Annotated in this window: 16 protein-coding genes, 1 tRNA gene and 1 pseudogene; 10 read left to right on the top strand and 8 right to left on the bottom strand. The window is 50.2% G+C overall.

From position 1 onward, the window contains the following. The 3 genes from oppB to ACTHSP_RS06745 all read left to right on the top strand — a co-directional run. The coding region (gene oppB, locus ACTHSP_RS06755; RefSeq protein WP_440345858.1) for an oligopeptide ABC transporter permease OppB at positions 1-699 on the top strand (699 nt) is incomplete at its 5' end. Positions 700-771: 72 nt separating this feature from the next. Further along, the gene (gene oppC / locus ACTHSP_RS06750; protein WP_003683112.1) at positions 772-1,680 is read left to right on the top strand and encodes an oligopeptide ABC transporter permease OppC; all 909 of its coding nucleotides are present in this window, start codon (positions 772-774) and stop codon (positions 1,678-1,680) included. A 24-nt stretch (positions 1,681-1,704) separates the two neighbouring features. Then, positions 1,705-3,309 carry an ABC transporter ATP-binding protein gene (locus tag ACTHSP_RS06745; RefSeq protein ID WP_314511669.1) on the top strand — a complete coding sequence of 535 codons (1,605 nt, stop codon included), beginning with the start codon at positions 1,705-1,707 and terminating at the stop codon, positions 3,307-3,309. Between the two features lie 84 nt (positions 3,310-3,393). Here the strand turns inward: ACTHSP_RS06745 and ACTHSP_RS06740 are convergent, their stop codons facing one another. Continuing rightward, entirely contained in the window at positions 3,394-4,671 is a 1,278-nt protein-coding gene (locus tag ACTHSP_RS06740) for an O-acetylhomoserine aminocarboxypropyltransferase/cysteine synthase family protein (RefSeq protein ID WP_314511672.1), read from the bottom strand. 194 nt (positions 4,672-4,865) lie between these two features. Between ACTHSP_RS06740 and ACTHSP_RS06735 the strand changes: the two are divergent. Beyond that, a pseudogene (locus ACTHSP_RS06735) lies at positions 4,866-5,076 on the top strand (IS30 family transposase); the annotation flags it as partial. Positions 5,077-5,321: 245 nt separating this feature from the next. Here ACTHSP_RS06735 and ACTHSP_RS06730 read toward each other — a convergent pair. After that, positions 5,322-5,412 (bottom strand) — tRNA-Ser (locus ACTHSP_RS06730). 79 nt (positions 5,413-5,491) lie between these two features. Continuing rightward, positions 5,492-6,271 carry a peroxide stress protein YaaA gene (gene yaaA, locus ACTHSP_RS06725; RefSeq protein WP_314511675.1) on the bottom strand — a complete coding sequence of 260 codons (780 nt, stop codon included), beginning with the start codon at positions 6,269-6,271 and terminating at the stop codon, positions 5,492-5,494. Positions 6,272-6,441: 170 nt separating this feature from the next. Here yaaA and ACTHSP_RS06720 point away from each other — a divergent pair, with 170 nt between their 5' ends. Both ACTHSP_RS06720 and ACTHSP_RS06715 read left to right on the top strand, forming a co-directional pair. Next, positions 6,442-6,831 (top strand): RidA family protein, encoded by a 390-nt coding sequence (locus tag ACTHSP_RS06720; protein WP_003746001.1) that lies wholly within the window; start codon positions 6,442-6,444, stop codon positions 6,829-6,831. 70 nt (positions 6,832-6,901) lie between these two features. Further along, positions 6,902-7,732, top strand: a complete 831-nt coding sequence (locus tag ACTHSP_RS06715) for a symmetrical bis(5'-nucleosyl)-tetraphosphatase (RefSeq protein WP_440345857.1) — start codon at positions 6,902-6,904, stop codon at positions 7,730-7,732. A 54-nt stretch (positions 7,733-7,786) separates the two neighbouring features. Here the strand turns inward: ACTHSP_RS06715 and ACTHSP_RS06710 are convergent, their stop codons facing one another. Next, the gene (locus ACTHSP_RS06710) at positions 7,787-9,160 is read right to left on the bottom strand and encodes an FAD-binding oxidoreductase (RefSeq protein WP_440345856.1); all 1,374 of its coding nucleotides are present in this window, start codon (positions 9,158-9,160) and stop codon (positions 7,787-7,789) included. Between the two features lie 95 nt (positions 9,161-9,255). Continuing rightward, positions 9,256-9,492 (bottom strand): hypothetical protein, encoded by a 237-nt coding sequence (locus ACTHSP_RS06705; RefSeq protein WP_440345855.1) that lies wholly within the window; start codon positions 9,490-9,492, stop codon positions 9,256-9,258. Positions 9,493-10,001: 509 nt separating this feature from the next. Between ACTHSP_RS06705 and ACTHSP_RS06700 the strand changes: the two genes are divergently transcribed. From ACTHSP_RS06700 to ACTHSP_RS06685, 4 genes are all read left to right on the top strand, one after another. After that, complete coding sequence (locus ACTHSP_RS06700; RefSeq protein WP_003683125.1) at positions 10,002-10,484, top strand: FKBP-type peptidyl-prolyl cis-trans isomerase; 483 nt, start codon at positions 10,002-10,004, stop codon at positions 10,482-10,484. A 217-nt stretch (positions 10,485-10,701) separates the two neighbouring features. Next, complete coding sequence (gene glgB / locus ACTHSP_RS06695; RefSeq protein ID WP_440345854.1) at positions 10,702-14,988, top strand: 1,4-alpha-glucan branching protein GlgB; 4,287 nt, start codon at positions 10,702-10,704, stop codon at positions 14,986-14,988. A 145-nt stretch (positions 14,989-15,133) separates the two neighbouring features. Then, positions 15,134-17,119: a glycogen debranching protein GlgX gene (gene glgX / locus ACTHSP_RS06690; protein ID WP_440345853.1), complete on the top strand. Its 1,986-nt coding sequence runs from the start codon at positions 15,134-15,136 to the stop codon at positions 17,117-17,119. A gap of 314 nt (positions 17,120-17,433) precedes the next feature. Further along, positions 17,434-19,914 (top strand): glycogen/starch/alpha-glucan phosphorylase, encoded by a 2,481-nt coding sequence (locus tag ACTHSP_RS06685; protein WP_440345852.1) that lies wholly within the window; start codon positions 17,434-17,436, stop codon positions 19,912-19,914. Positions 19,915-20,043: 129 nt separating this feature from the next. Here the strand turns inward: ACTHSP_RS06685 and ACTHSP_RS06680 are convergent, their stop codons facing one another. The 3 genes from ACTHSP_RS06680 to ACTHSP_RS06670 form a co-directional block, all read right to left on the bottom strand. After that, positions 20,044-21,537, bottom strand: a complete 1,494-nt coding sequence (locus ACTHSP_RS06680; protein WP_314511688.1) for a surface lipoprotein assembly modifier — start codon at positions 21,535-21,537, stop codon at positions 20,044-20,046. Positions 21,538-21,652: 115 nt separating this feature from the next. Continuing rightward, positions 21,653-22,618, bottom strand: coding sequence for a Slam-dependent surface lipoprotein (locus tag ACTHSP_RS06675; protein ID WP_314511689.1), 966 nt, complete (start codon positions 22,616-22,618; stop codon positions 21,653-21,655). 159 nt (positions 22,619-22,777) lie between these two features. Next, on the bottom strand, positions 22,778-26,221 hold the full coding sequence (locus tag ACTHSP_RS06670) for a TonB-dependent receptor domain-containing protein (RefSeq protein ID WP_440345851.1): 3,444 nt from the start codon (positions 26,219-26,221) through the stop codon (positions 22,778-22,780). Positions 26,222-26,488: the final 267 nt, after the last annotated feature.

Raw genomic sequence — 26,488 nt, 5'->3', positions numbered from 1 at the left:
TTGGGGCCGTCGTTCAAATATAAAGATTTCAGCGTTAATGAGTTGCTTGCCCAATCCCTGCCGGTATCGGCAGAACTCGGCTTCTACGCCTTTTTAATTGCCGCCATCTTCGGCATGTTTATCGGCATCATTGCCGCTTTAAAACAAAACAGCTGGCTGGATTATTCGCTGATGAGTGGTGCAATGACCGGTATCGTCGTTCCCAGTTTTGTGATGGCGCCAGTATTGGTGTTGGTGTTTGCCGTCAGACTGCAATGGCTGCCTGCAGGCGGCTGGAACGATGGCGCACTGATGAACTTAATTTTACCCGTCGTTACCTTGTCCATCGGTTATGTGTCCAGTATTGCGCGGATTACGCGCGGCGCGATGATCGAAGTATTGAACAGCCCCTTTATCCGCACGGCACGCGCCAAAGGCCTGCCCATGAGCCGCATCATCCTGCGCCATGCGCTGCGTCCCGCCATGTTGCCGATTGTTTCTTTCTTAGGCCCGGCATTCGTCGGCATCATCACCGGCTCCATTGTGATTGAAAACGTGTTCGGTATTCCCGGCGTCGGACAATTGTTTGTCAACGGCGCGCTCAACCGCGACTACGGCATGATTTTGGGTTTGACGATTTTGGTCGGCATTATGACCATTTTGTTCAACGCCATCCTCGATATTCTGTATGCCATTATTGACCCGAAAATCCGTTATTAATCCCATTTGCGCAAAGGCCGTCTGAAACGTTCAGACGGCCTGAAGAAAGAATAAAAAGCGAGAGAGAACATTATGTTATTTAAAAAGAAGCAGACTCAGGCCCTCGCAGAGGCAGCAGAATACGCCCAAGTGCACGGCAAAAGCCTGTGGAGCGACGCATGGCGGCGTTTTAAACAGAACAAAGCGGCGGTGTACAGCATTATTATCCTGTTGCTGATCAGCATTTTTGTGATTGTGGCACCATGGATTGTCCGCTACACCTACGACTTTACCGACTGGGACAATATGCAGATTCCACCATCCTTTTCTACTCATCACTATTTGGGTACGGATTTGCTCGGCCGCGATTTGCTGTCGCGTGCAGCAACCGGCGGACGTATTTCCTTGCTGGTCGGTGTGGCCGGCGCATTGGTGGCCGTTGTCATCGGTACGCTTTATGGCGCGATTGCCGGTTTTATCGGTGGTAAGCTCGATTCGCTGATGATGCGCTTTTTGGAAATTTTGAACGCGTTTCCATTTATGTTTTTCGTGATTCTGCTGACTACGTTCTTCGGCCGCAACCTGCTTTTGATTTTTGCCGCCGTGGGTTTGGTGTCTTGGCTGGACGTGGCGCGTATCGTGCGCGGTCAAACCTTGAGCTTGAAGCATAAAGAGTTTGTCGAAGCGGCGCGTGTAAGTGGCGTGGCAAAACGTAAAATCGTAACGCGCCACATTATTCCGAATGTTTTGGGCGTGGTGATGGTGTATGCCTCTTTGCTGGTGCCAGGCATGATTATGTTTGAATCCTTTTTGAGCTTCTTGGGCTTGGGTGTGCAAGAGCCGATGACCAGTTGGGGTTCGATGCTGCAAGAAGGCGCAATTTCGATGGAAGCCGCACCTTGGCAGCTGCTCGTGCCAAGTTTCTTCTTGGTAACCACTTTGTTCTGTTTCAACTTTATCGGCGACGGCCTGCGCGATGCGCTCGACCCGAAAGACCGCTAAACCACAACCAAAAGGATAATTAAAATGACAAAACAGTTACTGGTTGTAGAAAATCTGGACATCGATTTCGAACTGCATGAGAAAACCGTTCATGCCGTGCGTAATGTCAGCTTTAAAGTGGCAGAGGGCGAAACATTGGCTTTGGTCGGCGAATCCGGCTCGGGCAAATCTGTAACCTCCATGTCCGTTATGCGCCTGTTACCTGAGAAATTTGCCCGTTATGGCAAAGATTCGCGCATTACTTTTGACGGCATTTCCATTTTGGATGCCGATGAGAAAACCCTGCGCGATTTGCGCGGCAACCGCATCAGCGTGATTTTCCAAGAGCCGATGACTTCGCTCAATCCGTTTATGCGTATCGGTGCGCAGCTGATTGAAGCGGCGCGTGTGCACAATAAAAAGCTCGGCAAAAAAGAAGCAGGGCAGAAGGCATTGGCATTGCTGGAACGTGTGGGCATCAAAGAAGCCGAGCGCCGCATGAAACAATATCCGCACGAGTTTTCCGGCGGTCAGCTGCAACGCATTATGATTGCCATGGCGCTCATTAATGAACCTGACCTACTGATTGCCGACGAACCGACCACGGCTTTGGATGTGACCATTCAAGCCGAGATTCTCGATTTGCTCCATGATTTGCAACAGCAAATGGGCATGGCGATTATCTTCATTACCCACGATTTGGGTTTGGCGGAACACTATTCCAAAACCGTCTGCGTCATGCGTAACGGCGAAATTGTCGAGCGCGGCAAAATCAAAGAAGTATTTGCCCATCCGAAACACGAATATACCGCCGAACTCATCAATGCCATTCCAAAAGGCATGAAAGAGCCGGAAGAAAACAACGCCGGTGTGTTAATCGATGCCGATAATGTCAATGTTTCTTTCGTATTGAAGCAAAACTTTTTCGGCAAGCCGCTCAAAACTTTTGACGCCGTCAAAGGCATCAGCCTCAAAATTAAAGAAGGCGAAACATTGGGCATCGTCGGCGAGTCCGGTTCCGGCAAATCCACGCTGGGCAAAGCCGTCATGCAGATGCTGCCTTATACCGGCCATATTTCCTTTGAAGGCAAAGACCTGAAAAACTATACCGCCGAAGAAGCACGCCGTCTGAAATCGCAACGGCAAATTGTGTTCCAAGATCCGTTCGGTTCGCTTTCACCGCGCCTGACCGTTGGCGAAATTATTGGCGAAGGTTTGACGGTTCATCATCCTGAAATGACCAAAAAAGAACGTATCCAACGCGTTTTGGAAGTCATGAAGGAAGTGTCCCTGCCGCTTGACGCGCTCAACCGTTATCCGCATGAATTCTCCGGCGGCCAGCGTCAGCGTATCGCTATTGCACGCGCCGTTATCCTGCGCCCGAAATTTATCCTTTTGGACGAGCCAACCTCTGCACTTGACCGCTCCGTACAATCCAAAGTGGTCGAACTTTTGCGCGATTTGCAGAAGAAATACGGCCTGACTTATATGTTCATCAGTCATGATTTGTCTGTCGTGCGCGCAGTCAGCGACAATGTGATTGTGATGAAGCAGGGGGAAATGGTTGAGTACGGCAACGCGGATCAGATTTTCCACCATCCGCAAAACGACTACACCAAACGTTTGATTAACGCCGCATTTGATTTGTAGAAAAGGAAAAGGCCGTCTGAAAAGAGATTTTCAGACGGCCTTTTTAAGTGGAGACTTTTTTCATCTAATTAGCGCTGCTATTGCCTATGCCTGTGCGGCATCCAATGCCTGTACCAAGTCGGCAAGCAAATCGTCGATATGCTCGATACCCACGCTCAGGCGTACCATGTCGGGGCTGACGCCTGCTGCGGCGAGTTCTGCATCGTCAAGCTGACGGTGGGTCGTTGTGGCAGGATGGGTAGCCAGCGATTTGGCATCGCCGATGTTCACCAAACGCAGGAAGAGTTGCAGTGCGTCAATGAACTTCGCGCCGGCTTCACGGCCGCCTTTAATACCAAAACTCAGTAAACCTGAGGCTTTTCCACCGTAGTCGCGGTCAATCAAAGCTTTATACGGACTATCAGGCAGTGCAGGATAGTTCACCCATTCGACCTGCGGATGTTTCTTTAAGAATTCGGCTACTTTCAAGGCGTTTTCGCAATGACGTTCCATACGCAGGGCGAGGGTTTCCAAACCTTGAAGCAGTAAAAATGCGCTGTGCGGAGACAGGGCAGCACCGGTATTACGCAATGGGACGACGCGAGCGCGGGCAATGTAGGCGGCCGCACCAAAATGTTCGCAGTAGTTTACGCCGTGGTAAGACGGATCAGGCTGATTGAAAGTTTTTTCAAAGCGCGGATTGCCTGCCCATTGGAATTTACCGCCGTCGATAATGGCACCTCCAATCGTTGTACCGTGACCGCCGATGTATTTGGTCAGGGATTGGATAACGATGTCGGCACCGTGCTCGATCGGGCGGAACAATGTAGGCGTAGCAACGGTGTTGTCCACCATCAGTGGCAGCCCTTGTGCGTGCGCGGCTTGGGCGAATGCTGGAATATCGACGACATTGATGGCAGGATTGCCGATAGATTCGCAATACACCAGTTTGGTGCGGCTGTCGGTATTGGCGGCGATTTCTTCGGGTTTGGCCGGATCGATAAAGCGTACTTCTATACCTTGGCGCGGCAGGCTGTGGGCAAAGAAATTGTATGTGCCGCCGTAGAGGGTTTTGGTTGCAATGATGTTGTCGCCTGCTTCAACCAAAGTTTGAACGGCATAGGTAATTGCCGCCATACCGCTGGCGACAGCCAATGCGGCGATACCTCCTTCCAAACGGGCAACGCGTTCTTCTAAAACGGCAGTGGTCGGATTCATCATACGGGTGTAGATATTGCCTGCAACCTCAAGGTTGAACAAGTCTGCGCCGTGTTGCGTATTGTCGAAAGTGTAGGAAGTGGTTTGGTAAATGGGGACAGCAGCGGATTTGGTAGTCGGTTCGGATTGATAGCCTGCATGCAGGGCAATGGTTTCCCGTTTCATTTAAATATCCTTGTAGCGATGAAATAATGACAAATAGAGGCCAGTAGATTCGGATTTGAAGGGCAAACTTTCCATAATGGAAAAGTTCGGATGCAGCAACATACGGCCTTTCCAATAAGAAAGATTACCATGAGCGACACGCAACTGACCCAAGAAGAACGATACCACATTCAAAACCTGTCCTGCCACCACACCATCATCGAATGACACTCCATCACAATGCCGCTTACTGCAATCTCCTCCAAGATAAAAGTAATGGCGGCACTCTGTGGCAACATCTCAGAATATGCAGCAAATCCTACTGCAAACGATACGGTAGCATATGACTCTGAGACAAAATGTACAATCGCGTCGGCATAGAAAACGCCCCGCATTGTCGGGAAAAAATTCCGCATTGGTGATGGGTAGGAAGATACCATTGACGGTAAAGATCAGAAAAGCGAATACCTTTGCAAAAATCCCCCAACCCCTAAAATGTCTGGGTGGGACTTTAGGTATTTGGGGGAATTTTAAAGGTATTAGGCCGTCTGAAACTCAGTTATAGAAAGTTTCAGACGGCCTTTACGGGATTCTTTGGATTTGAAAATAAAAAAAGACTTGAATCATCAAGTCTCGCATTTCATTTTCACTAGATAAAAAAATATCAAGAATGGCGGAAGCGGTGAGATTCGAACTCACGGAGGGCTATCAACCCTCGACGGTTTTCAAGACCGTTGCATTAAACCGCTCTGCCACGCTTCCATTCTTGAAGCCGTAATATTAATGGAACTTACGGCCTTTGCCAAGAGGTATTTTAAGGAAAATATCTAGTATTTTGTTTTTATTTGGATTGTTCTTCACGCATGAATACCCATTCGGCTTCGTTTGAAGCTGCCTCATTGAATGAATAGCCCTCGTAGTCGAAATTTTTGAGCATTTCAGGCTCGGTAATGCTGTGTTCTGCCGCGTAGCGCACCATCAAACCGCGCGCACGTTTGGCGTAGAAGCTGATGATTTTGTATTTGCCGTTTTTCTCGTCTTTAAAAATCGGCGTAATCAGGCGTGCGTTGAGTTTTTTGGTGTTGACGGATTTGAAATATTCTTGTGAGGCGAGGTTGATTAAAACGTCGCTATCGGCCTGCTCCAGTGTTTGGTTGAGCAGGTCGGTAATTTTATCGCCCCAAAATTCGTAGAGGTTTTTGCCACGCGTGTTGGCAAAGGCTGTGCCCATTTCCAAGCGGTAGGGTTGCATCAAGTCGAGCGGGCGCAGTACGCCGTATAGGCCGGAAAGCAGGCGGACGTGTTGTTGCAGGTAGTTGATTTGTTCCGATTTGAGCGTATCGGCGGCAATGCCTTCATAGACGTCGCCGTTGAACATAAATACGGCCTGTTTGGCGTTTTCAGGCGTAAACGGCGTGTGCCATGCGGTATTGCGTTCGGCATTGAGCAGGGCGATTTTGTCGGAAACGTGCATCAGCTCGGCGATTTGTTGAGGGGCAAGCTGACGCAACTCCTGCATCAGGATTTCTGCTTCGGGCAGAAGGTCGGGCAGGGTAAAGCTGCTGACGGGGGAGGGGTCTTTTTCGTTGAGGTTTTTGGCTGGGGATAAGACAAAAAACATAATAATTTCGGCTTTGAAATGAATAATGTGTGGGATTGTAGGTTTAAAATCGAGGAAGAACAAGACGGACTAAACGCATTAATTGAATGCTTTTATTGAAACGTATTTCTGTTGAAAGTAAAATTCGAAGCTTCCACCTGATTCTGACATTTCTATTTGAGGAGAATATCATGTCTAAAACCATTATCCATACCGACAAAGCCCCTGCCGCGATTGGCGCATACAGCCAAGCAGTCCGCGCAGGCGATACGGTTTATATGAGCGGTCAGATTCCTTTGGATCCGGCTACGATGACTGTGGTCGGCAATGGCGACTTCCGCGCCGAAGCAGTGCAAGTATTTAAAAACCTGCAAGCCGTAGCCGAAGCGGCCGGCGGTTCTTTAAACGATATCGTCAAACTCAATGCTTATTTGACTGATTTGGCCAACTTTGCCGTGTTCAATGAAGTGATGGCTGAATTTATCGAACAACCTTTCCCGGCGCGCGCTGCGGTTGGCGTGGCCAGCCTGCCTAAAGGCGTTCAGGTTGAAGCAGAGGCAGTATTGGTTTTAAATGCATAATTGATGTTTTCAGACGGCCTGGGCTGGGCTTGAGGCCGTCTGAAAAGAATAACAACGGAAAACAATAATAATGGCACATTACGCAATCGGAGACATTCAAGGCTGTTTTGACGAGCTGATTTTGTTGCTTGCCAAAATCGGCTTTAATCATGGTACGGATACCCTTTGGCTGGTCGGCGATATTGTCAATCGCGGCCCGAAGTCCTTGGAAACCCTGAAATTTGCCAAAGAGCATGACAGCAGCGTGCAAATGGTTTTGGGCAATCATGATTTACATCTTTTGGCAGTCGGTTGTGGAGAAGGAACGCTCAAGCGCAGTGATACGGTTGAGCCGATTTTGACCCATCCCGATAGTTATGCCATGCTTGACTGGCTGCGTCATCAACCGCTTTTGGTGCGCGGCGACAGGCATGTGATGGTGCATGCCGGTATTTTGCCGCAATGGTCGGTTGATAAAGCTGAAATCCTTGCCAGAGAAGCTGAGGATGAATTGCAAGGTAAAAAGTACAGGAAATTTTTTGGCAAAATGTACGGCAACAAGCCGACCGAGTGGACGGACGATTTGACAGGCTATGAGCGTCTACGCATGATTATCAACGTCTTTACCCGTATGCGTGCGCTGACGTACAAAGGCGAATTGGATTACGAATATAAATCCACTCTGAAAAAAATGCCGCTTTACCTACGCCCTTGGTTTAAAGCACCCGATAGGCAGAATTTGGATTATATTACCGTGTTCGGACATTGGTCGTCATTGGGCTACGTTAATACCGATCAGGTTATCGCTTTGGATACCGGTGCGTTGTGGGGCGGAGAGCTGACTGCGGTCAATTTGGATACCAACGAAGTGATACAGGTACCGTCGTTGGGCGGATTGGATTGGAAAACGGCATTGAAATAGTTTGGATAAGATAAAAAGGCCGTCTGAAATGTTTCAGACGGCCTTTTGTATTGGTTAATCCAAAGAAGGCAGGAGTTTGTCCGGATTCATTATGCCATAAGGGTCAAGCTGATTTTTGATGGTATGCATCAGAACGAGTTCGGCCTGTGTACGTACGCGGGGCAGCCAATGTTTTTTAATGATGCCTACGCCGTGTTCTGCGGCAATCGTACCGTGGCAGGTAAGGATGTTTTCATAAACAATGGTATTGACGGCGTCTTCGTATTGGTAGGCTTCATTGCTCAATACATTGGGCAGGAATGTATTGTAATGCAGGCTGCCGTCGCCTAAATGTCCGAAGCAAACAATTTGTATGCCGGGAAAGCGGGTTTCCAAGGCAGGGGCGCATTGGCGGACAAAGGCGGCCACTTGGGCGATAGGGACGGCGATGTCGTGTTTGATGCTGGTGCCGAGTTTGCGTTGGGAAGCGGAAATATTTTCACGCAGGGTCCACAAATCAGCGCGTTCTTGCTCGGATTGCGCCAAGATGCTGTTTTCCCATCCGTTTTGATAGAGAAATTCGGCAAGCTTTTCATCCAAACCTGCGTCGGGAACGGAGTCGGCAAGTTCAATCAAAATATGCCATTCCGCATCGGCAGGCTTTTTGAGTTGGCTGAATTCCGAAGATAAATCGAGGGCAAAGCGGCTGATCAGCTCGAAACTGGTCAAGCGTTCGGCAAAATGGCCTTGCACAGCGGTCAAAAGCGAGACGGCGGATTCAATATCATCTAGGCCTACCCATGCGGTCGCTTTGGTTTGGGGCCGGGCAAAGAGTTTGAGTGTGGCGGCAGTAATGATGCCTAATGTTCCTTCGCTGCCGATAAAAAGATGGCGTAAGTCATAGCCGGTCGTGTTTTTGTGTAGGGGCTGAAGATGGGAAACCAGTTCGCCGTTGGGTAAAACGACTTCCAAACCCAATACCAAATCACGCATGCTGCCGTACCGCAAGACATTCAAACCGCCGGCATTGCAGGCGATATTGCCACCGATTTGGCAAGAGCCCTCGCTGGCAAGGCTGAGCGGAAACAGTCGTCCGGCTTCGGCTGCCGCCTTTTGAGCATTTTGCAAAATCACGCCAGCTTCAACCGTCATGCTGTTGTCGGCAAGGTTGATATCGCGGATGCGGTTTAGCTTGGAGAGGTTGAGCAGTACGCCTTCGGTGGTTACCGTTGCGCCGCATAATCCTGTATTGCCGCCTTGCGGGGTTACACATATGCAGTTTTCAAAACAGAAACGCATGATTTTCTGCACGCTCTCGACAGAGTTCGGCTGTAAGACAATATCCGGCGAAGAAACAAAGCGGCGGCGTTGGTCGTTTAACAAGGCCGGAGTGGCTTCGATGATTTCAGAGGCGGAAAGAAACTCAGTAAAACGGTCGTGAAGGTGCATGGCAGTCAGGCGAAAAAATCGGGAAGGGGAGTGTGAGGAATGTAAAAAAGCAGGATACGCAATGGTATCCTGCTTTTCTTATATTCAAAAGAATATTATTTAGCAGCTTCAGAAGCAGCAGCTTCAGTAGCAGAAGCAGCAGCTTCAGTAGCAGAAGCAGCAGCTTCAGTAGCTTCGGTAGCAGCAGAAGCAGCAGCTTCAGTAGCAGATGCAGCAGCTTCAGTAGCAGATGCAGCGGCTTCAGAAGCAGCAGATTCAGCAGCTTTATCAGCACCGCCACAAGCGGCCAAAGCTAAAGACAACAAAGCAGCAGCGAACAGAGATTTTTTCATTTTTAAGAACCTTTTTTAAATCGATTTAAACTAAAAATAGCCGTCAAACGGCCTGTACAGTAGAAATTCATTACTGAATTTTTTAATATTATGCCCCACGGGATAGGTCAATGCAACGTTGCGTAACCGTTTGTTGGCTAAAATCAATACGAAAATAGTGAAAATAATGTAAATCATATTGGCGCACGAAAAATCATCTGAAAATATTCATTATTAATGAAGATTTTAAAAATACATTGTATTCAATGAGTTGTGTATTTTTATTTGTTATAGGTTTTAAGGGTTTGGAATGTTTTTGCGTTTAGGGAAATTTTTGTAATTTAGCAACTTTGTGTTGTGAAAAAGCAACTTTTGTGGATTGGAATCATTCAATTTTGTTTTTTGTATGGACTTTTTCGGTTTTGTTGTATTCGCCAAAAGGATTTGTTTAAGGTAAACCGATTGTTTAGTTACAGCTGTGATAGAATAGCCTGAGCTTGACTTTATAAATATTGATTAAGGACGACATGATGTCTATTGTTAAAAATTCCGTAGTTTCCCTGCATTATGAAATGTACGATGCCAACAACCAACTGTTGGACAAAACCGAAGAGCCGATTGCTTACCTGCATGGCGGTTATGACGGTATTTTCCCTTTGGTGGAAGAAGCGTTGCACGGCAAAAATGTAGGCGATACCGTTGAAGTGGCTTTGTCGCCTGATGATGCTTTCGGCGAGCAAGATCCTGAGTTGGTGCGCATTGAAGATGTAAGTGTGTTCCCTGTTGAAGTTGAAGTTGGCATGATGTTTGAAGCCGATGATCCGGAAACAGGCGATGTATTGATTTATCGTGTAACCGATGTTGCCGACGGTAAAGCCGTAGTAGACGGCAACCATCCTTTGGCCGGTATGAAAGTATTGTTCAAAGCGACCGTTGAAGGTGTACGCGATGCGACTGAGGAAGAAATTGCCCACGGTCACGTACATGGCCCGCACGGTCATCACCATCACTAATCAGGCTTGAAACATGATAAAGGCCGTCTGAAAAGGAATGAAACCTTCTTTTTCAGACGGCCTTTAAGTTTTTACAAGACAGATAAATAGGAAATTTTGGCGCAGGTCAAATCAAACAGGGAAATATGGATTTTGTTAGAGACTACAATGAATTACATGTAACAGTGCGACAAAATCTGTATTAAGATTCAGATGTTGGTAAAACAGGCAGAATGCAATGAGTGAAACATTGGAGCAGCAGGCTGTAGAGGCCGGTATTGATTTAGGCTACCACGACATCAACGGTACATATCATGCGACCAAACCTGAAGTTTTGGAATCGATCGTTGCTGTTTTGGATAAAAGCAAACCCGATTTAGACGGCCTTTATCTGAATACGATGGTCGCGCATGAAAACGGTGAAGAATCTTTACAGATGCCGTCTGAATTTCATGGTGCGGAAGCGGTCGTATTGATTGATGAGGCGGATGAGTGCCAGACCTTGACTTTATATCTGGGCTACAACGATACGCTTTGGATTAAGCTGCCCCAACTGGCTTGCGGTTATTACACTTTGTCGGCCGAGACCGGTGGCAAATGTCGCCTTGTACGCCTGATTGTTGCGCCTGAATCGGTTTACCAACCCAAACTGCTTACCAACGGCGGTCGGATGAATGGTTTGACCATGCATTTGTATAGCCTGCGTTCCGAGCACAACTGGGGCATAGGCGACTTTACCGATTTGCTGAACCTGATGAAATACGCGGCGGAGAAAAAGCTGGATTTTGTTGGTATCAACCCTTTGCACGCCTTGTTTACCAGTAAGCCTGCCTTTGCCAGCCCTTATAGCCCTTCTTCGCGCGAATGGCTCAATCCGATTTATTTGGATATAGAGAAAGTCGGCGCGTTTACTTATAACGAGCAACTGAAAAACTGGCTGGCACAACCGAAAATCCGTCAGCGCATTGCCGCTTTGCGTGTTACGGAAACGGTAACTTATACGGCGGTTTGGGCATGCAAGCGTGATGCGTTGCATATGGCGTTTAACGCGTTTGAACAAGATTCTTGCGAAGCTGCGGCAAATGAACGCGCTGCATTTGAAGCTTTTGTATTAGAAAAAGGCAAGGCTTTGCAGGGCTTCGGTTTGTTTGAGGCTTTGGACCAGTATTACAGCCGTCCCGGACAAGTGGGTTGGCAGTCATGGCCGTCTGAATTTCATCAACCTGATGGCGAAGCAGTAGAAAAATTTGCGCTTAGTCATGAGCGTGAAATCCGTTTTTATATGTGGCTGCAATGGCTTTGCGCGGAGCAGTTGCAAGAAGTCAACCAAGCCGCTGCCGAATACGGTGTCAAACTCGGTATTTACGGCGATTTGGCGGTCGGCGTGGCGCGAGGCAGCGCGGATACTTGGTTAAACCGCCAAGATTATTGTATGGACGTATCGGTCGGTGCGCCGCCCGATCCTTTAGGGCCGACAGGGCAGAATTGGGATTTGCCGCCTCTTAATCCGTTGATGTTGAAGCATACGGGCTATGAAAAATTTGCTCATCTGTTGCGCGAAAACATGCGTCTGTATGGCGTATTGCGGATTGACCATGTAATGGCATTGTGTCGTTTGTGGTGGGTGTTAAACGGTAAAACAGTAGATTTCGGCGCATATGTGCATTACGATGCCGAAGTGATGTTTGCTATTTTGGCATTGGAAAGCCGGCGCAACCGTTGCGTCATCATCGGCGAGGACTTGGGGACGGTACCCGATCAAGCGCGTTATCTGCTCAACCGCTATCAAGTGTTCTCCTACAAAGTGATGTATTTCAGCAAGGGCTGGAACGGTTTCCAATTACCTGAAGAATACCCCGAGCAGGCGATTACGGTCATCAGTACCCACGATGTCGCGCCCTTGGCAGGTTATTGGATAGGCAAAGATTTGGATACGATGTTCAAACTCGGTACTTTGCCAGATGCAGCCGCTTTTCAGACGGCCTTGGACGAGCGCGAACACGATAAAGCCGATTTACTGGATAAATTGAAAGAAACCGGCTGTCTGGGTGCAGACGTACAAATGCCGGCAAAAGCCGATGAAACCTTGCTGGCGGCTTTGCACAAATACGGCGCATTGAGCCGCAGCAAGCTTTACGCCGTACAACTGGAAAACCTGCTGGGCGTCATTGACAATTTGAATGTCCCCGGCGTGCCGGACGGTTATCCGAACTGGGCGCAAAAAATGCCGGTTTCTTTGGAAGATTTCCTACAACACCGCCTCATGGGCGGCCAACTTGCCATTATTGACGAGGTACGCATGAAAACAAACAGCCAAATCAAGACTTATCATGAACTTGACCAAATTGAGCGCGATACGGTCGAAAGCCTGTTTCTTGCCACCCATAGCGATGTGTTCGCTTATTTGGGACGACACCGCCTTGCAGAGGGCGATGAAGTGGTGCGCGTTTTAGTTCCCGGCGCAGTAAGTGTGGATATTGTGAACCGCCGCAGCGGCGAACTCATCGTGCCGTCTGAAAAAATTGATGAACGCGGTTTCTTTGTGGCCGTCTTGCCCGATGAGGCGCCCGATTACGCTTTGAGTATCCGTTATACCGAAGATTCCGAGCCAGTGATTGAAGAAGACCCTTATCATTTCAGCTCTGCGTTGCAAGACATGGATTCTTGGCTGTTGGCCGAAGGCAAACACCTGCGTCCTTATGAAACTTTAGGCGCGCATTTTGCCGAGTTGGACGGCGTGAAGGGCGTACGCTTTGCCGTCTGGGCACCCAATGCGCAACGCGTTTCCGTTATCGGCGAGTTCAACAACTGGGATGGCCGCCGCCATGTGATGCGTTTCCACCGAGACAACGGCATTTGGGACATCTTTATTCCGGCAGTCAAACTCAATGCCCTATACAAATTTGAAATCCGCGATGCCAACGGCGATGTGCGCGAAAAAGCCGACCCATATGCTTTCGGTGCGGAACTGCGCCCGACCACGGCATCTATCGTGCGCGGTTTACCTGACGAAGTGGAAGAACCGGCCTTCCGCGCCCGTGCCAACGCCATTGATGCGCCGATCAGCATTTATGAAGTGCATTTGGGTTCGTGGAAGCGCAATCCGGAAAACAATTTCTGGCTGACTTACGAAGAGCTCGCCAAAGAATTGGTGGCATACGTCAAAGACATGTGCTTTACCCATATCGAGTTCCTGCCTGTTTCCGAATATCCGTTTGACGGCTCATGGGGCTATCAGGCAACCGGTTTGTATGCGCCGACCAGCCGTTTCGGTTCGCCGGAAGAATTGCGCGCCCTGATTAAAGCCGCGCACGACGAGGGTATCAGCGTTATCCTTGACTGGGTGGTCGGCCATTTCCCGACCGACGATCACGGCCTGGCCAAATTCGACGGCACTGCGCTGTACGAACACGCCGACCCGCGCGAAGGCTACCACCAAGACTGGAACACCCTGATTTACAACTTCGGCAGAAACGAAGTGAAAAACTTCCTGCAAGGCAACGCCCTGTATTGGATAGAACGTTTTGGCTTTGACGGTATCCGCGTTGACGCGGTGGCTTCGATGATTTACCGCAACTATTCGCGCAAAGACGGCGAGTGGATTCCGAACCAATACGGTGGCCATGAAAACCTCGAAGCCATCGCTTTCCTGCGTGATACCAACACCATGTTGAAAGAGGAAGTTCCGGCTGCGACTGAAATCGCCGAAGAATCTACTTCGTTCGCCAATGTGACCCGCCAAGAAGGTTTGAACTTCAGCTTCAAATGGAATATGGGCTGGATGAACGATACTTTGCGTTACATGATGGAAGACCCCATCAACCGCAAATATCACCACAACAAAATGACTTTCGGCATGATGTACCAGTACAGCGAAAACTTTGTCCTGCCGCTTTCACACGATGAAGTCGTGCACGGCAAACGTTCGCTACTCGGACGGATGCCTGGTGACTGCTGGCAACAATTTGCCAACCTGCGCGCTTACTACGGCTTTATGTACGGCTTCCCCGGCAAAAAACTTTTGTTTATGGGCAGCGAGTTTGCGCAAGGCCGCGAGTGGAACTACAACGAAGGACTGGATTGGTTCTTGCTGGAGCAAGAGGGCGGCTGGCACAAAGGCGTACAAGACTTCGTGCGCGAATTGAACCATGTCTATAAAGACACCGCGCCGCTTTACCAATTGGATCAATGGCCTGAAGGCTTTGAGTGGTTGGTTGCAGATGACGGCGACAATTCCGTATTCGTTTTCGAGCGCCGCGACCGCGAAGGCAACCGCGTTATCGTGATCAGCAACTTCACGCCTGTGGTACGCGAAGGCTACCGTTTCGGCGTGAACTCTGCCGGCGAATACCGCGAAATCCTCAATTCAGACGACCTGCATTACAAAGGTAGCGGCGTTTCTGCCGGCGCAACGGTGGAGACAGAAGAAGTTTGGTCGCATGGCAAACCAAATTCCTTGTCTGTTACCGTACCGCCGTTGGCAACCGTGTACCTGTATCAGGCGGCAGTCAAAGAAGAAGCGTAAATCAACTTTGAGGGTGGGCATTATGCCTGCCCAATCAGCTGAAAATTAAAAGATAGTGATATCAATATGACTCAAGGCCGTCTGAAAGATTTTCAGACGGCCTTATATTGGACACGAAACCAAATACATACCAAGGAATCATTCTATGTCTGCCAAATCATGGCATATCGAGGAAGGCAAGCCTTATCCTATGGGCACGACCCTGACAAGTAAGGGTGCAAATTTTACTTTGTTTTCCATCAATGCCGAAAAGGTCGAATTGTGTCTGTTTGATAAGGATAAAGAAACCCGTTTGGAGATGCCTTCGCGGCGCGGTTCGGTATTTTACGGATTTGTGCCGGACGTTAAGGCGGGGCAGCGATACGGTTTCCGCGTGTATGGACGTGAAAACGCAGAATACGGCTCATGTTTTAATCCCAACAAATTGCTGATTGACCCGTATTCCAAAAAAATTGACGGCAAACCAAGTTACCGTACCGCCGAAGAAATGGCATGGTTCAGGCCGGAAGATGAACGCGACAATGCCGCCGTTGCGCCGAAAAGCGTCGTGATCGGACGCAGCCGATTCAATTGGGCCAAAGATTGCCGTCCGGAAATACCATGGGGTAAAACCGTTATTTATGAAGCCCATGTCAAAGGGTTTACCAAGCAGTTCCCCGATTTGAAATATGCAGGCACTTATAAAGCCTTGAGTGATAAACGGGTTTTGGCCTATCTGCAAGAGTTGGGGGTGACGACGGTTGAGCTGCTGCCGATTCATTATCATCTTGACGAATACCATCTTCAGCAGATGGGCTTGAGCAATTATTGGGGCTACAACACTTATTCTCATTTTGCCGTCGAGCCGTCTTATGCCGATAATCCCGAGCGTGCGGCGGCGGAGTTTAAACAAGCGGTCAAAGCCCTGCATCAGGCAGGTTTGGAAGTGATTTTGGATGTCGTGTACAACCACACGGCAGAGCAGGACGACAAAGGCCCGATGCTGTGTCAGCGCGGTATCGACAACACTTTATGGTATTGGCACACCCCTTACGGCAATTATGAAAACTGGTCGGGTTGCGGCAATACGCTCAATATTGTCCGGCGCGACGTTACCCGTTGGGCGGCAGACAGCCTGCGCTATTGGGCGGAAGAGTTTCATATCGACGGCTTCCGTTTCGATTTGGGAACCGTATTGGGACGCGAGCCTGATTTCCAATCGTACGGCCGTTTTTTCCAAGTCCTGTATCAAGACCCGGTTTTGGCCGGTTTGAAGCTGATTGTTGAAGCATGGGACATCGGCGAGGGCGGTTATCACTTGGGCAATTTCCCGCAACCTTTTGCCGAATGGAACGGCCGTTTCCGCGATGACATGCGCGCGTTTTGGTCATGGGAAAGCGGCAATTTGGGCGCATTTGCCGAACGCTTGGCCGGGTCGTCCGATATTTTCAACCACAGCGGCCGCCACCCTTCTGCCAGTATCAACTTCATCACTGCACACGACGGCTTCACTCTGCGCGATTTGGTCAGCTATAACGAAAAACACAACGAAGCCAACGGCGAAAACAACCGCGACGGGCATAATGAAAACATCAGCTACAACCACGGCGTAGAAGGCGAAACCGATGATGAAGAGGTTTTGCTCAACCGCGAATACACCTCCAAAGCGTTGCTTGCCTCCTTATTTTTATCCAACGGTACGCCCATGCTTTTGGCGGGCGATGAGTTCGGCAACAGTCAGCAAGGCAACAACAACAGCTACTGCCAAGATAATCCGATTACATGGTTGGATTGGCAAAATGAGTCCTATGTATTGCAAAATTACACTCAAGAGTTGATACGTGTTCGCAGCCAAATCAAGCTGCTGACAGATGATTGTTGGTGGGAAAAAGAGCGTGTGCAATGGCTCAATGCCGACGGCAGCCCAATGACCGAATATTGTTGGCACAACAGGGGCAGTAAGGCGATTCAGATTGTTTTGGACGACGAGTGGCTGCTGTTGGTCAATGCCAAACGTAGTCGTCAGTTATTTAACCTGCCTCAAGGCAATTGGGAAATTTCTTGCGTACCATCTGAGAAATTTAATTACGAAGAATCAGGAAAATGTGTTGTTAAGCATATGGGGATTTGGATTTTACATAAAACAAATTAAATGAGAATTAAACTATTGGTTGATTAATTCTTTGATATTTTGTCAGTATTTTATGATTTGCAGCTTAGTGGTATAAATTGAAAATGCCGATAAGATGATGAATGGTTTAATTGTTAATTGAATGTTTTATAAAGAAAAATATATCCTTTTTTTAAATCTTTCCGCTATAATCTCCTTAGTTTGTAACAAATCTACGCACCATTCCTTTCAGACGGCCTGTTGCCGTTGTCAGGCCGTCTGAAAACCGAGTTTCGTTGTTTTTAATAAAACCATCAGGCGCGTTGTCCAGTGCCTCACGCTAGAGAAAGGCTTCCATGGCTAAGAAAAAACTCCCCATCTCCGGTTACGATTATGTAATGCCTAAACCGGACGCCGAAACCATCCGTAAATCCATCGTTTACAAGCTGATTTTCATCTTGGGCGTAGATCCGAAGGAGGCAACTTCACACCAATGGCTCAACGCCGCCATGCTTGCCGCGCGTGACCTGATTGCGGAAGATTTCCTCAAAACACGCCGCGCCCACATTGACAACAGCAAACGCATGGTTTATTACCTGTCTATGGAATTTCTGCTCGGCCGTTCGTTTGTCAACGCGCTGATTAACGAAGGCGTTTATGCCGAATTCGAAGAAGCCTTTAAGCAACTGGGCAAAGAATTTGCCGATGTCTGCGAACAAGAAGAAGATCCGGGTTTGGGTAACGGCGGTTTGGGCCGTCTGGCTGCCTGCTTCCTCGACTCTTTGGCAACCCTGCGCATTCCGGCCATGGGCTACGGTATCCGTTACCAATACGGTATGTTCAAACAAGAAATCGTGGACGGCCAACAAGTTGAAAAACCCGATTTGTGGCTCGACCAAGATTTGGCATGGCAGTTTGCCCGTCCGAACAAACAATATTCCGTCCGTTTCGGCGGCCAAGTATTGAACTTGGGCAACAAAAAAGAATGGCAGCCGAGCGAAGAAATCTCCGCTTGGGCATACGATGAAATCATTCCGGGCTATGGCGGCGAATGTGCCAACCCATTGCGCTTGTGGACTGCGCACGCAGGCAACCTGTTTGACCTTGCCGACTTCAACCGAGGCGACTATGCCTCTGCCGTTCGCGCACAAAACAGCGACGAAAACATCTCACGCGTCCTCTATCCTAACGACTCTACCGATTCCGGCCGCGAATTGCGCCTGAAGCAAGAATACTTCTTGGTTTCCGCTTCCGTTCAAGATATTGTTGCACGCCACAAATGCCGTTTCCCAAGCATCCGCACCTTGGCGGACGAAGTCGCCATCCACTTGAACGATACCCATCCGGTGCTCGCCATTCCAGAATTGATGCGCATCCTGATTGACGAAGAAGGCATCGAATGGACTGAAGCATGGAATATGTGCTGTAAGATTTTCTCTTACACCAACCACACATTGATGAGCGAAGCCTTGGAAACCTGGCAGGTTGACCTGATGGGCCGTCTGCTGCCGCGCCATTTGGACATCATCTTTGAAATCAACGCCTACTTCCTCAATGCCTTACGCGCCATCGGCAACTTCGACGATGACTTTGTCCGCCGCGTATCCATCATTGACGAAACCCACGGCCGTCGCGTCCGCATGGCATGGCTTGCCGTGATCGGTTCGCACAAAGTCAACGGCGTGGCTAAAATCCACTCCGATTTGATGACCACATCCATCTTTGCCGACTTTGCCAAAGTATTCCCGGAACGCTTTACCAACGTAACCAACGGCGTCACCCCGCGCCGCTGGATCAACATCGCCAACCCGGGCCTGACCAAATTCTTGGATAAACATCTGGGCGACGAAGACTGGCGTCTGCATTTGGATAACCTGACTAAGCTCAACGACAAAGTGGACGATGCCTCCGTACAGGCAGAATTCGGCGAAGTGAAAAAAGCCGCCAAAGAGCGTCTTGCCAAATACATCGAAACCGAGCTGGGCATCAAGGTTAATACCGATGCACTTTTCGACATCCAAATCAAACGTATCCACGAGTACAAACGTCAAGCATTGAACGTGATGCACATTGTCGACCGTTACAACAAAATCCTGGAAAACCCTGATTTCGATTGGCAGCCGCGCGTGTTCATCTTTGCCGGTAAAGCCGCTTCCGCCTATTACATGGCGAAGAAAATCATCCGACTGATTAACGACGTTGCCAAAGTTATCAACAACGACACCCGTATCCGCGACCTGATTAAAGTCGTTTACATCCCGAACTACAGCGTCAGCCTTGCCCAAATCATTATTCCAGCCGCCGATTTGCACGAACAAATTTCATTGGCAGGTACAGAAGCATCCGGTACCAGCAACATGAAATTTGCCCTCAACGGCGCAATCTGCATGGGTACGCTGGACGGAGCGAACGTTGAGATTTTGGAAAAAGTCGGCGCGGACAACTGCTATATCTTCGGTAACACCGTTGAGCAAGTCGAAGAAATCCGCCGCAACGGTTACGACCCGTTAAGCTATATCGAGCGAGACAGCGACCTGCGCCGCGTCGTCAACCAAATCAGCCAAGGCACTTTCTCTCCGGAAGAGCCAAACCGCTACAACGACGTGTTGCAACCATACGGCGACTTCTATCAGCTGATGGCCGATTTCCGCAGCTACATCGACACGCAATACAAAGCGGACGAACACTACCGCAACGTATCCGCATGGCGCAAATCAGCCTTGATCAACATCGCCAACATGGGCTTCTTCTCATCCGACCGCTCTATCGCCGACTACTGCCGCGATATTTGGTACATCAAACCATTGAGCGAAAAAGAACTGCCCAGCAGAAATTAAGCGTTAAGCAGATAACGAAAGCCGATACATCGGAAAGGTGTATCGGCTTTTTTTCAGACGGCATGAAATAGAAAGGAGTAAAACAGTATGGTTATATTGTTGCTTTAGCGTATTTCTAAATGACTCAATTTAAAATCGATATTTAAAATTTAGTAGCCATTCATTCTGACGGTAGCGGTAATGTGATGTATTGCTATGGGAGATTGAGCGTCTGAAACGAAACTCAGGGTACACACCTTTAACGTTCCACTGCGGAAAGCCCACAGCGGCTATCATTATGTATTGATTGTCGCACCGCCGTCTGTTGTCGCTGACAAAACTTGCCGCGTCATAAAGACTGCGGCGGTGAAGCAGGATAGCGTTGAGGTAAGTACCGCTTGAAAAAAAACTATACGCTCCCAGCCGTGTTGTATATTCCTTGCTGGAAGAAGATTTTTCGGGATAGGCTTTGCGTGTGGCATCGAAGTTGGCGAACAGTCCGCTTTTGGGTGTAAGAGAAAATTCTGCCCCTATGCCTAGTTCATATTGCTTATAGTCGGCAAAATAATCTTTGTTTTGCCCGCTGTATCCGGTCTTTTTTGCTCCGGCATGTGAGTTAATGCGCCAGCGTGGGGAGAGTGTGCGCGACCAGTCGGCATCCACACCCCATGCGCGGTAGTGGGTGTGGCGGTTGCGGAAGTCGTATTCGAAATAGGGCAGCAGGGAAAAGGAGGAGCGTGCGTCGGCATAGGCGTATCCCGCGTAAAGCGAATCGTTGTGATAGCCGTAATCCGGCATGGCCGCCGAACTTTTGTCTTTTTCCGTGTAGCGGTTGCCGTACAGCACACCGCGCACCTGTACACCATGATGCCCTTTGAGCGGGACGGTTTTTTCGGCGGTCGCGCTATAGGATAAGAAGGTCGAATCCGTTGGCGCAGGCAGGGTGCGCTCCATCAGGCACATGCCCGCGATTTCCCACACGCATTGGTTGATGCCGTTGCCTTGGTTTACATTGCTGTTGTAGCCGTAGCCGAGGCCAATTTGGCCGTGCCAGCGGCGGCGTTTGCCCAGTTCGGACAGGTAGTTTTCCACGATGGGGCGGGTTTCAGCAGGAATATCTGTTTTCAGAACTTTTTCAAATGCGGCGGCGGACTCTTTGTTTTGGTTGTCTTCGGCATAAAACCGCCCCGCTTCGAGCAGCAGGCGGGGGTTGTCAGGTTCGGCTTCCAAGGCCGTCTGAAAACTGTTCTCCGCCGCGCGGAAATTCCCTTTGTCCCGTTTTTGCAGCGCATCGGCCAAATGAATCAGCGCGGGTTTGTGTTGCGGCAGTTTTGCGTAGCGGGCGGCGAACTGCCGCACTTTGTGCCACTGCCGCGTATTGAGGGCGTGGTAAATCGCGCTTTCCAGCTCTTCCGCCGTATCGCCGACTTGGTAGACTGCACCGTCTATCATGATGTAGCCGTCGTTTTCCTCCGCTTCCCCGCGTGCCTGTTCCGTGTCCAGCCAGTCACTTTCTCGATATTGCTGCGTTTGGCGGCTGCTCTCATCCAGCAGGCGGCGGCGTTCATCTGCGGCATCGTTGGACGGAGCGGCAAGGCAGACCGTGCAGAGCAGTAGAAAAAGCAGGCAGAAGTGGTGTTTCATGGGATAGGGTCCTTTGGGCGGGGAGGCCGTCTGAAAGAAGTCAGATTCGATAAAACCAAAGCGGGATGCAGACTATGGTCAAGCTGCATCCCGTTGTATTCTTGACAATTTGGGCTTATTGTTTGCGACCGCCGAAGGCTACATCTTTATCTGCTCCCGCGCGATCCACGATACCGGCCAAGGCTTCCGCACTGTTGCCGTAGAAACGGCCGGTAATATGTTCGTTCACCTTGCCGTTGTCAAATGTGCCGTTGCTCCGAATATTGGTACCGGCGAAGTTTACACTGTCACCTGGACGGGAGATACTGCCTGTCAGTGAACCTGACCCTGTCCCGTAATTGGCGGTAAGTGTACCGGTGTAGAAATCGTTGCGACCGGGAGTGTGTTTGTTCACGCCCAATACATTGTATTTAGCATTAACGAGCTTCGGCATATTTCGGGTCGGATTGTCGCCTACATACCAAACGGTGCGTTTGCCGTCCGCCATATTCAAATCCGTACTGTTTTGTAGCGGATTGCCTTTGCGCGGTGCCCATTCGCCGAAGAACACGTTGCCGTCGTTGCCGTTCATACCCGGCACCTTGGCGATGACTAGGCCGCCGAACTTGGGTGCGGCGGGAATGGCCGGGTTGGCCATCTGGCGCACGCTGTATACTTCGGTGTTGTTGTGGCGGTTTTCATACCACACCTGTCCCAACGGCGGATTATAGAACCAGCCGATTACCGGTTTCACATCCTTTAAGGTCAGATAATGCGGATTGCGCGTGCCGTCCACATTGGCATAGGGGTCGTTGCCGTTAATCGGAACTTTCTGTGTGCCCTGTTTATATTTGATACCGATATGTTTAACCGGGCCGTCTTCCAGATTGATGGAGTTTGACCAACTATGGCCGTTGTCGGTACTGAATGCTAAGCCTGCCTTGCCAGCACCGAAGGGTTGCCAACTGGAGGTACCTGGTTTGACCGTTATCCAATAGCCATCCTTTCTTTTTTGACTTGAACCACCTTCCGGAGCGGCGACGGCTGCGCCAAAAACACCGCACAGCGTCGCGGCCAACAGGGTTTGTTTGAAGATAGACATGATAAGTCTCCTTTTAAACATTAAGTGAATAACAACAAACATCCGCTTTATTGCCGCCGGCTGGCGGAAAAAACGGCAAAAAGCCTTCCCCTGCGGGGCGGTTTGGTTTGTGTATCCCTATGTCCGGCGCGTTTGCCGCACCTGTCGTTATCCGTCCGGCTAAAATTTCGCCGTCAGCCCGAAGGTAACCGTCCTGCCCGGCCCGGGGGCGGGCACGTTGGACATCGGGTCAAGGTAGTAGCGGTTGGTCAGATTGGTAATGCCTAAGTTGACGTTGAGGTTTTTGTGCACCTGATAGCGGCCGTACACGTCCCATGTCAGCGAGGGGTTCCAATGGTAGGGCTTGCCGGTGCTGTTGAAGATATGCCCCAAACCCCGCTTCAACAGTTGGTCGTATTGCTTGGTATTGACGCGGCTGTGGTAGATGCCGCGCAGGCCGAATTCGAGTTTCTCGCCCAAGGCGCGCATGCCCGCATCAAGGTTGACCGAATACTTCGGCTGCAGTGCCTGGTAGCCGCGCGTGCTGCCGTAGCCCCCTTCGATGCAGACCGGTATGCCTTTGTAGCCGTAGGGGTCGAAATCGAAGGCCGTGTCGCGGTCGCACATCTGCTGTTTCAGGCGGTAGGTCGCGCCCAGCGCGGCGAAGAAGCGGCCGCTGTCGATGCGGCCCTGCCATTCCAGCCCGGCGGTATCCTTGCTGTCGTATTGCACGGTGCGGAAATGGTCGGTGGTCTCGATTACGTTCCGGATGCGGTTGCGGTAGTAGGTCAGGCGCATATCGCCTTGGCGCAGCCGGGCAAAGTGCGGTGCGAAGTTAAAGTTGTAGCCGATTTCCAGGCTGCGGCTGCGTTCCGGCTTGAAGCGGAAATTCGGCGCTTTGGGCGATCCGACATAGTCCAGGTCGTTGTAAAAGCTGCCGACTTCGTACACGCTGGGGAAGCGGGTCATCTGCGCGTAGCGCACGAATAAGCGGTTGTTGTCGGTCAGGTCGTAGCTGACGGCGACGGTCGGCGCCCAGGCATGGGCGCGTATCGGTTTGGGCTGCGCCCAGTATTGCTCTTCAGTGTAGTGTTTATTGATAATCTTATGTTCTGATCCGGTATCACCGCCGGTTTCCGGATAACCGACACCCATATTGGATAGTTTTCCTGCTTTGTAATGATCAAGACAGGTTATTACGCTATTTCTTATACAGTTCTCAGGATTCCCCGACCCTGCCCAATATCGGTAATGTGACTGATTCAATCCCTGTGGATTGGCAACCTTTTCCTGATAATTTTTCACAAAATCATGGAAATGTTCGGGCAGCGAACCGCTGTCCAGCTTGCCGTTCACAAACGGCACATATACGGGGCGCACCCGGTACAACGGATGATTTTGAGAATTATTACCATAATAACCTGTACCGTCACCATAAGCAAGCCCGTCACTGCCGATATATTGATACTGGTCGTATACCTTATATTCCGAACTATTATACTCTTTCGGCAGTTTATAGCGTGCGCCGTGCGCCTGCATAGCCCGGTTGGCGGCGGCGATGGCGGCATCATCGCCTGACTGGTGGGCACGTCGGCTCTGTTCGGATACCGCGTCCCAATCGCGCCGCTCCCGATCGCCAACCAGCTCGAAATATGGGATGTACACGCCGTCCGAATAAGTGCTGCTGTCGCCGCCACCGGCCTGATAGCGCGGATCGCGGCGGGCGCGGCCTTCGGCCAAGGCGGAGTCGAAGCCTCTGAAGTTGTGGTAGCGGATGCCGGCGGAGATTTTCAAACGGTCGGTGGCCTGCCAGTCGAATACCAAGTTTGTTCCCCATTCGCGCCGTTTGCCACCGCGTGGGCCGGCGATTTTCGTCATGCCGGTGGCCATGCCGGCAAGATTGAACAAATCCTGAGAGTTAACCACATCCACTTCTTCCTCAAGCTTCTCGTTCTGATAGTCGGCGGACAGGGTCATGTTCAGGCGCGGGTGTAGGCGGAAGCGGTTGTTAAGGTCGAAGCCCGTACGGCTGACGCGGGTTTTCTGTTCTGCTCCGGAAAGCACACGGTATTGTCGGTTTTCGTTGGGCAGGATTTTCATCACTTCTTTTTTGCTCAAACCGTTGATGCCGTAATCGTTCAGCAGGCTGCCGCAGCTGCTGTAGTTGTTAGCATAATCTGGCGGAAGTTGTCCGCGTTTGGTACACCAGTACCAGGCATCGTAATAGGGGTCGGGGCGGGCGGCAGACAAATCCATGCCGCCGCTCTGGTGGCGGGTGGAGTTGGTTTTGATGCGCCACAAGTTGGCCTGCAGGTCTATCCAGCGGCTGTTTTCGGGCTTCCAGTCCCAGCCGAGTTTGTAGGTGTCGGTGCGGATATTGGAATCGATACTTTGCATCTGCGGCGACAATGATCTGGGGCGGCTGCTGGGGTTGTGCTCTTCCATATTCATCACATAGGTGGCGTGGAAGGGGTTGATTTCGCCGAAGCGCACATCGGTGCGCATATACTGCCAGCCGAGTTTATGGTTGCCAGGCAGATGCCAGTTGTTTTTCAGCAGCAGGGTTTTAGTCCTGATGTTGCTGTTGAACACTTCCACGCCGGGATGGTAGACCTTGGCCATATTGGGTACGAAGGTGGCGGAGTTTTTGCAGTCAAATTCGCTGCCGCCTTCATCGCCGCATTTTTGCAGGTCGTATACCGGATTGTGCAGGTAGCCTTCCGCACCCTTGCGTCCGGCAAAGTAGTTGCCCTTGTCGCGGTAGCTGTAGGCGGCCAGGCCGTCTGAAAGTTCGGTTTTGAAGGCGGCGGCGGCCATATAGCTGCGGTCATTGCCGAAACGCCAATTGTCGCGGCCGCTTTTATGTTTGGGCGGGGTCAGGCCGTCGGCCACCAAGGCCTGCGGGCTTTGTTTGCCGGTATGCGGGTCGACGCCGCCGCCCGCGCCGTCGGCCGTCGCGCCGAAGGGCAGGGTTCGGTAGTCTTCCCAGCCCAGCCATTGGTTGAGGTTGTTGGCCTGTTTGTTGCTGTTGTTGGAGAACTCCGTTTTCAGTTGGAAGCCGAATTTTTTCCCTTCGGGGATGATGTCGGCGGGTTCGATGGTGCGGATGGTTACCGCGCCGCCGACACCCGATTTCAAGCCGCGCGTGAGGGCGGGGCTTTTTTCCACCGCGATGCTGCGGAACAGGGCGGGGTCGAGGTAGTTGCGGTCGCCCACGCCGTAGTTGTTCATCCATACGTCGATAGTCTGCTCGGTGCCGTCAATGGTAACCGGGATGCGGCCCTTGCCGGTGATGCCGCGTATATTGGGCGTAATCGCGCCGCCGGCGGTGCGGGTATTCATGTTGTATACGCCGTTTAGGCCTTTGAGTACGTCGCCGGCGGATTGGACGCGGTAGCGTTCGAGGTATTCTTTGCCAACATAGGCGTTGGAGACGTTTTTGTAATACACATCGTCCGCGCCTTTTTGGTCGTTGGTACGTTTGCCACTGACAACAACGGTATCCAATTCTTGGTATTGTTCGGGTTGAGCTGAGGTTTCGATGACATTAGCAACGGTTAATGTACTGAATGCGCTGGCAAGGCTGAGAATGATTATTTTGGGTTTGGGAGTAAAAGCAGACATAGTTTCTCTTTGTTAAGAATTTAATATAAGAGGTTAAAATACTATTTTATATAAAAAATATAAAATTTTTAAATATTATTAATATTTATATAATAATTGATTATTCTTATCATTATTGAAATAATCTAATAAATAGCTGTTTTTATCATAATTTTGTTTGGATCATATTCAGATAAATAGAGATATGAAAAGGCCGAGACCTTTGCAAAATTCCTTTCCTTCCAACAGCCGAAATCCAAACAAGGGTTTTCAGCTGTTTTCTCCTCC

The organism is Neisseria sp. P0001.S005, from assembly GCF_051963715.1.
This window is presented reverse-complemented; position numbering and strand designations above follow the sequence as displayed.

What these genes read in the sequence shown, in the direction of transcription:
- ACTHSP_RS06705 (WP_440345855.1), bottom strand. Translation starts at nt 9,492, where the DNA reads ATGAAAAAATCTCTGTTCGCTGCTGCTTTGTTGTCTTTAGCTTTGGCC.
- ACTHSP_RS06715 (WP_440345857.1), top strand. Translation starts at nt 6,902, where the DNA reads ATGGCACATTACGCAATCGGAGACATTCAAGGCTGTTTTGACGAGCTG.
- ACTHSP_RS06745 (WP_314511669.1), top strand. Translation starts at nt 1,705, where the DNA reads ATGACAAAACAGTTACTGGTTGTAGAAAATCTGGACATCGATTTCGAA.
- glgB (WP_440345854.1), top strand. Translation starts at nt 10,702, where the DNA reads ATGAGTGAAACATTGGAGCAGCAGGCTGTAGAGGCCGGTATTGATTTA.
- ACTHSP_RS06675 (WP_314511689.1), bottom strand. Translation starts at nt 22,618, where the DNA reads ATGTCTATCTTCAAACAAACCCTGTTGGCCGCGACGCTGTGCGGTGTT.
- ACTHSP_RS06740 (WP_314511672.1), bottom strand. Translation starts at nt 4,671, where the DNA reads ATGAAACGGGAAACCATTGCCCTGCATGCAGGCTATCAATCCGAACCG.
- ACTHSP_RS06720 (WP_003746001.1), top strand. Translation starts at nt 6,442, where the DNA reads ATGTCTAAAACCATTATCCATACCGACAAAGCCCCTGCCGCGATTGGC.
- ACTHSP_RS06700 (WP_003683125.1), top strand. Translation starts at nt 10,002, where the DNA reads ATGTCTATTGTTAAAAATTCCGTAGTTTCCCTGCATTATGAAATGTAC.
- ACTHSP_RS06710 (WP_440345856.1), bottom strand. Translation starts at nt 9,160, where the DNA reads ATGCACCTTCACGACCGTTTTACTGAGTTTCTTTCCGCCTCTGAAATC.
- oppC (WP_003683112.1), top strand. Translation starts at nt 772, where the DNA reads ATGTTATTTAAAAAGAAGCAGACTCAGGCCCTCGCAGAGGCAGCAGAA.
- yaaA (WP_314511675.1), bottom strand. Translation starts at nt 6,271, where the DNA reads ATGTTTTTTGTCTTATCCCCAGCCAAAAACCTCAACGAAAAAGACCCC.
- ACTHSP_RS06670 (WP_440345851.1), bottom strand. Translation starts at nt 26,221, where the DNA reads ATGTCTGCTTTTACTCCCAAACCCAAAATAATCATTCTCAGCCTTGCC.
- glgX (WP_440345853.1), top strand. Translation starts at nt 15,134, where the DNA reads ATGTCTGCCAAATCATGGCATATCGAGGAAGGCAAGCCTTATCCTATG.
- ACTHSP_RS06685 (WP_440345852.1), top strand. Translation starts at nt 17,434, where the DNA reads ATGGCTAAGAAAAAACTCCCCATCTCCGGTTACGATTATGTAATGCCT.
- ACTHSP_RS06680 (WP_314511688.1), bottom strand. Translation starts at nt 21,537, where the DNA reads ATGAAACACCACTTCTGCCTGCTTTTTCTACTGCTCTGCACGGTCTGC.